5 protein-coding genes are annotated in these 6797 nt (G+C 70.9%); 3 read left to right on the plus strand and 2 right to left on the minus strand.

The features are described 5' to 3' along the window. From N825_RS33500 to N825_RS38355, 3 genes are all read left to right on the plus strand, one after another. On the plus strand, positions 1-1326 hold the full coding sequence (locus N825_RS33500; RefSeq protein ID WP_037461277.1) for a class I SAM-dependent RNA methyltransferase: 1326 nt from the start codon (positions 1-3) through the stop codon (positions 1324-1326). Between the two features lie 139 nt (positions 1327-1465). Then, the gene (locus N825_RS40015) at positions 1466-2005 is read left to right on the plus strand and encodes a PDC sensor domain-containing protein (RefSeq protein WP_198039035.1); all 540 of its coding nucleotides are present in this window, start codon (positions 1466-1468) and stop codon (positions 2003-2005) included. Between the two features lie 101 nt (positions 2006-2106). Then, positions 2107-5166: a PAS domain S-box protein gene (locus N825_RS38355; RefSeq protein ID WP_198039036.1), complete on the plus strand. Its 3060-nt coding sequence runs from the start codon at positions 2107-2109 to the stop codon at positions 5164-5166. Here the strand turns inward: N825_RS38355 and N825_RS33515 are convergent. Further along, positions 5153-5536 (minus strand): PAS domain-containing protein, encoded by a 384-nt coding sequence (locus N825_RS33515; RefSeq protein ID WP_198039037.1) that lies wholly within the window; start codon positions 5534-5536, stop codon positions 5153-5155. The two genes, N825_RS38355 and N825_RS33515, sit on opposite strands and share 14 nt — an antisense overlap. Next, a partial coding sequence (locus N825_RS37335; protein ID WP_157619724.1) for a response regulator occupies positions 5533-6797 on the minus strand: 1265 nt, incomplete at its 5' end. The genes N825_RS33515 and N825_RS37335, both read right to left, overlap by 4 nt.

A 6797-nucleotide genomic window follows, 5' to 3' on the forward strand; every position in this document is an offset into this window, starting at 1 on the left:
ATGGCGCGGGGTTTTCAACGCAAGCCGTCCGGTCGTCCAGCCAGCCGCCCAGCCAGCCGCGGGGCATCGCCGCCGGCGGAATTGACGATCCGGGAGATCGGGGCGCGCGGTGACGGCCTGGGCGAGCACGGCGGCGGTCGGGTGTACGTGCCGCTGACGGCGCCGGGCGACCATGTCCGCGTCGCCTTGGGCGAGCGGCGCGGCGATGGCAGGGCCGCCACCCTGGTCGACGTGCTGGAACCCGGACCGGCGCGGGCGGCGGCGCCCTGCCGACATTTCGGCGTCTGCGGCGGCTGCGCGCTCCAGCACCTGGACGACGCGGCCTATGGCGCCTGGAAACACGACCAGGTCGCGACCGCGCTGGGCCGGGCCGGTCTCGGCGATGTCCCCGTGCGTCCGGTCGTCCGGACCCCACCAGCCAGCCGGCGGCGGGCGACCTTCGCCGCGTCCAGGCGCGGCGGCGCGTGCGTGTTCGGCTTCAACGAGCGCCAGAGCCATCGCGTCACGCCGGTGCCCGGCTGCCTCGTGGTGGCGCCGGCGATCCTGGCGCTGCTGGGGCCGCTGGAGACTCTGATGAAGGCGATCCTGCCCGATGGCGCGGAGATCGACGTCGGCGTCGCCGTGCTGGAGGGTGGCGTCGACCTGCTGCTGACCGGGGGAGCGGAGCCCGGCTTGGACGCGCGCGAGAGGCTGGCCGATTTCGCCGAGGCCCAGGATATCGGCCGCGTCTCGTGGCGGCGGTCACCCGCCTTCGCGGCTGAACCGGTCGCGGCGCGCCGGCCGCTGGTGGCGCGCTTTGGCGGCGTCGCCGTCCCGGTGCGGCCGGGAGCCTTCCTCCAGGCGAGCGCCGAGGGCGAGGAAGCGCTGGTCGGTCTGGTCAAGGCCGGCGTCGGACCGGCCAAGCGGATCGCCGACCTGTTCGCCGGCGTCGGCACCTTTACATTTCCCCTGGCGGCCGGGGCATCCGTCCACGCGGTCGAGGGCGATTCGGACGCCCACGCGGACCTGAAGGCGGCGGCTCGGACGCTGTCCAACGTGGCGGCGGAGCGCCGCGACCTGTTCACCGATCCCCTGACCGAGGGAGAACTGGGCCGGTTCGACGCCGTCGTCTTCGACCCGCCACGCGCCGGCGCCCGCGCCCAGGCCGCCCGGTTGGCGGTGTCCCGCGTGCCGACGGTGGTCGGGGTGTCCTGCGACCCCGCCACCTTCGCCCGCGATGCCCGCGCGCTGGTGGACGGCGGCTATCGGCTGGAGGGCGTCACGCCAGTCGATCAGTTCCTGTGGTCGCCCCACATCGAGGTCGTCGGGGTTTTTCGCCGTCACTGATACCATTTCGTACTATTGTTTCCGATAGGCGGCTCAGAAGTACAGCAACGCGCCAAAATCCCTTCGCATTTGTTCCTGTTTAAGCTCGATGCATCCATCCTCCCCTCGAGCCGGACGGTCGGCTGACCTATGGAAGGGCATGGTACGGAATTTCACGCTTCCAGGACGCCTGATAGCCCTCGTCATCATGGCGCTCATCCCCGCCGTGGCGATCCAGATCCACGACGCGATCGAGGCGCGCGACCGGGAAACCCGCGAGATCGAGAGGCAGGCCAAACGCCTGCTCGACCAATTCGAGACGGAGCACATCCAGCTTCTCGGCGGACTGCGCCAGGTGCTCGCCACCATCAGGGCGAGCTGGCCGGCTCCCGGCGTCGACGACGCGGTGTGCGGCGACAACATGCGCCGCCTGCGCGCCGATCTGCCGGATCACATCGACGCCTATGTCGTCGACGCCGCGGGGGTCATCCGATGCGGCACCAAAACCCGCTCGGTCGGCTGGTCCATCGCCGACCGCCGGCACTTTCGGCAAGCCATGGCCGGCGACGAGTTCGTGGTCGGCGGCTTTGTCAGGCGGCTGACCACCGACGCGGCGGCCTTGCCGGTGGCGATGCCCTTCCGCGACGGAACGGGACGGATCGTCGGCGCCGTCACGGCCCTGGTCGTACCGGTTGGCTGAGCGCCCATCTCAACATAAGGCCGCTGCCGGAAAACGCCTCGCTGATCCTCGCCGACAGCGACAGGGTAGTCCTGGCGCGCGTTCCCGAGATCCCAGGGGCCGTGGGACGTCCCCTGCCCCTGGATTTCCAGCACGCGATGGCGGCGGCGACGCGGAACGCGACCGAGATCGTGGGAGTCGACGGCACCCGGCGCCTGTTCGCCTATTCGCCTCCAGCGGTGCCTCCCAATGGCCTCTTCGTGGCGGTGGGACTGGACAAGACGTCGGCGCTGGCGGCGATCGACCGATCCACGGCTCGGGTGCTCGGATCGATAGCGCTGGGAGTGGCGCTGATCCTGATCGTCACTTGGCTGGGCGGCCGCTGGTTCCTGCGCCGGCCGATCCAGGAGCTGGTCGACGCCACGGGCCGCTGGCGCTCTGGCGATTATGCCGCCCGCGTCGCGGGAAAGGGCGCTCCGCCCGAGATCGCCACGCTGGCGAGGGCTTTCAACGCCATGGCCGACGAGGTCGAGGATCGGGCGAGACTGCGCGAGGAGGTTCACCGGACCGCGGTCAGGATGGCCGAGGTCCTGCGATCGACCACCGACAGCGTCTACGAGGTCGATGGCGATTGGCGGCTGACCTACATGAACCAGCGCGCCAGCGACCTGATCGCCGATGGCCGCGACCTGACCGGCCAGATCCTGTGGGACGCCTTTCCCGAGGCCATCGGCACGGAGATTTGGGAAAGCTACCGACGGGCCATGGCCGAGCGCGCGCCGGTCGCCTTCGAGACGTTCTTCCCGCCCCACGATCGCTGGTACGCGGTGCGGCTTTTCCCCTCGGCCGCCGATGGCGGACAGCTCCGGCTCGCGAGCTATTTCCAGGACGTCACCGAACGCCGCGGCATGGAGGAGAGGCTGCGGGAGCGGGAGGCGCGCTATCGCGCCATCGTCGAGACGGCCACCGACGCCATGGTGGTGATCGATGGCCAATACCACATGCTCTCCTTCAATCCCGCCGCCGAACGCATCTTCGGCCTTCCGGAGGGTGAGGCGATCGGGCGGGGCGTGACCCTGCTGATGCCCGAAACGGCGCCCGCCAGCGGGGGTGGCTGGTTCGACGAGGTTTCCACCAACCGGGTCCCCGTGATCGGACGCGAGGTCGAGGGCCGCCGGCGGGACGGCTCGGTCTTTCCGCTGGAACTGTCGGTCGCGGCCTGGACCGCCGATGGCCAGACCCGGTTCACCTGCGTCATGCGCGACATCTCGCGGCGCCGGCGGGCCGAGGCGGCGCTGGCCGCCGCCCATGGCCAGGCCGCCGAGATCCTGGAGAGCATCGGCGACGGCTTCTACGCGATCGACGCCGACTGGCGTTTCACCTACGCCAACCGGCGGGCGCTGGACGCCTGGGGCAAGCGGCGGGACGAGATCTTCGGCCAGATCGCCTTCGAGGTGTTCCCCCACGCCCGCGACAGCGACGTCTACCAAGTCTTCCGCGACGCCATGGCGGGAGGGCGGGTCGTCGAGTTCGAGGCGATCTCCCCGATCTTCAAGCGCTGGACCTCGTTCAGCGTCTATCCCCGCGCCGAGGGCGGCGTCTCGGTGTATTTCCGGGACATCTCCGCCCGGAGAACGGCCGAGGAGGCGCTGCGGGCCAGCGAGGAACGCCATCGGACGCTGGTCCAGGCGCTGCCCCAGCTGGTCTGGACCTGCGGCGTCGACGGCGCCTGCGACTTCCTCAGCCCGCAATGGCTGGCGCATACCGGGCTGTCCGCCGAGGACCAACTGGGTGACGGCTGGCTGGTGGCGATCCATCCGGAGGATCGGACGCGGCTGATGGCGGAGTGGCGGCGTTCCGTCGAGAGCCGCGTTCCGTTCGACTGCGATGCCCGGATCCGCGGCGCCGACGGAAACTATCGCTGGTTCAAGCAGCGGGCGCTGCCGGTCGCGGGCGGCGATGGCGTCGTGCGGCAATGGTTCGGCACCTCGACCGACATCGCCGACGCGATCGAGGCGCGGGACGCGTCGAGGGCCGCCAAGGAGGCGGCCGAGCGGGCCAACAAGGCGCAGTCGCGCTTCCTGGCGTCGGCCAGCCACGACCTGCGCCAGCCGATGCAGTCGCTGTTCCTGTTCGTCGCGGCGCTGGCTCCCCACGTGGGCGATGGCCAAGGCCGCGAGGTGCTGGGCCATATCGAGCGGGGACTGGATGTCCTCAAGGGTCTGCTCGACACCCTGCTGGACGTGTCGCAACTCGACGCCGGCGTGATGAGTCCCTCTATCGAGGAGTTCCCGGTGACGCCGCTGCTCGACCACCTGTCGGCCAGCTACGCCGCGGTCGCCCGCGGGAAGGGGCTGGACTGGTCGGTGGAGCCATGCCCCTGGACGATCCGGAGCGACCCGGTCCTGCTCGGCCGTGTCCTGCGGAACCTGGTCGAGAACGCCATCCGGTACACGAGCCGGGGCGCCGTCTCGATCGGTTGCCGCGTGGTGGGCGACGCCCTGCGGATCGAGGTGAGGGATACCGGCGCCGGCATCGCCGAAGACCAGATCGAACGGGTCTGGGACGAGTTCCACCAAGTCGGCAATCCGGAGCGCGACCGCTCCAAGGGGCTGGGGCTCGGCCTCGCCATCGTGCGCCGGATCGCGCGCCTGCTCGACTGCGCGGTCGACATCGTGTCGCGTCCGGGGGAGGGCTCGACCTTCGGCGTCGTCGTTCCGCTGGGTCGCGCCGCCGACGCGGCGAGGCCACCGCCCGCGTCGTGGGGAGCACCCCACAGGCCGTCGAATCACGGGGCGGGGCGCTGCGCGCTGGTGATCGACGACGATGTCATCGTGCTCCTCGGTTTGCAGCGGATGCTGGCCGACTGGGACTACGAGGTGGTCATCGCGGCGGATGCCGAGCAGGCGATCACGCGGCTGAAGGCGATCGGCCGCGATCCCGACGTTATCCTGGCCGACTACCGCCTGCGCGAGGGCCGCGTCGGCACCGAGGCGGTGGCGCGGGTCCGGACCGCCTGCGGCCGGATGATCCCCGGCGTCATCCTGACGGGCGAGACCGGCGCCGAATGCCGCCACGAGGTCGCCGCGATGGGATTGGCCCTCGCCTTCAAGCCGGTGACCCCCCAGCAGCTGAGCATGATGCTGGACAGCCAGACGCCGGTGCCGGTCAGTCGCGCCTGATGAAGATCCAGCAACCGCCGCCCGTGGCCGGCAGCACGCGCACCTGAAGCTCCCGCGAGCGGTCGGAGAAGTCGCCGATCCAGCCGAACTCCAGATCGAACCGGCCGGCTGCGCTGGCGCGCGCGATCCGGCCGCGGAACGCCGGGTTGTCCATGCAGGGCGCCATCTCGGTGAAGAACGCCCGGCCGAGCGCCGGGCGCGCGCCATAGCCGGACAGCCTCGCCTCCGCGGCGCTGTAGAGGACGACCCGGTCGTCGGCGTCCAGCCGAATGGCGCCGAACGGCAGCGTGTCCACCTCCGCCGGGGACAACCCCTCCACGGCTCGCGCCAAGCCGGGCATGTCGAAGGTGATCGCGGGACTGGAAGTCATGATGGTGTTCCAAGCTCGGTGAACAGCGCGATCCCCAGGATGTGGGTCACGCGGGCGCCGTCCTCGGAAACCGGCAGCAGCAGCCGTTCGAACAGCAGCGGCGTGTCGTCGCCCAGCGCGTAGCGGGCGTACTCATAGGACGGCGAGGCGGTTTCCAGGCAGCGGCGGTACGAGACGCCGGAGGAGCCCAGTTCCTCGCCCTCGTCACCGACCAGCTCCCCCACCAGCGAACGGCCCAAACGTTCGGCGAGGGCGTCACCGAACCGGACGTAGCGGAATTCCCCCGTCCGGCCGCCACCTGGCGCCTCGATCACTTCGACCATGAAGCCGTGGTCGGCGATCCCCGGGTTCGGTCCGGCGTGGCCGTCCTCCGCCAGGACATCCGGTGGCGGCAAGCCGTTCCGCGCGCTCCGCGCCGATTTCCAACGGTCATAGGCGTTCCTGAGGTCCGGGCTCCTCAGCCGGTCGCGCACCTTGTCGCGGGCTGATCCCGCCACCGCGACCCCTTGGCCGGCCCCAGGGCTGGGGAGGCGACCCAGCCGTTCCAGGACCGCCCGGGCGAGCGCCGCGCGGTTGAAGGGTTTGCGCAGGAACGCCCGGTCGGCGGTGGTCCGGGCGTCCTGGCCGAGTTCATCGCCGCCGAAACCGCTGATGAACAGGACGGGGAGGGTGGGCCGATCCAGCCGCAGCCGGGCGGCCAGATTGGGACCCGAGTCGCCCGGCATCACGATATCCGTCATCACGAGATCCAACCTTTCGGTGATATGGGCCAGGGCGATCGCGGTTTCGGCGCTTTTCGCCTCGATCACGGCATAGCCGAGATCGCGGAGCAGGTGCGCGGTGAGGGCCCGGACACTCTCGTCGTCGTCGACCAGCAGGATCGTCGCGTCGCCGCCCAGTGCCGCGAGTTCCACGTCCCGCGGCAATTCCGGTTCGCATGGGTCGATCACCGCCCGGGGCAGACTCATCTCGATCGTCGTTCCGATCCCGACGGCGCTGAGGATGCGGAGCGCGCCGCCCGACTGACGCGCGAGATCGTGGGCGGAGGCGAGGCCGAGGCCGGTGCCCTTGCCGCGCGGCTTGGTGGTGAAGAACGGTTCCGACGCGTGGGCCACCACGTCGGCGGTCATGCCGAGGCCGGTGTCCCTGACCGAGATGACGATACCGTCGCCCGATCCGGGCCGGGCGTCGGCCGATCCGGCCTGGGCTGCGGCCGATCCGGCCTGGGCGACGGCCGATCCGGCCTGGGCGACGGCCGATC

Source organism: Skermanella stibiiresistens SB22 (genome assembly GCF_000576635.1).
In the GTDB taxonomy this organism is placed as follows: Bacteria; Pseudomonadota; Alphaproteobacteria; order Azospirillales; family Azospirillaceae; genus Skermanella; species Skermanella stibiiresistens.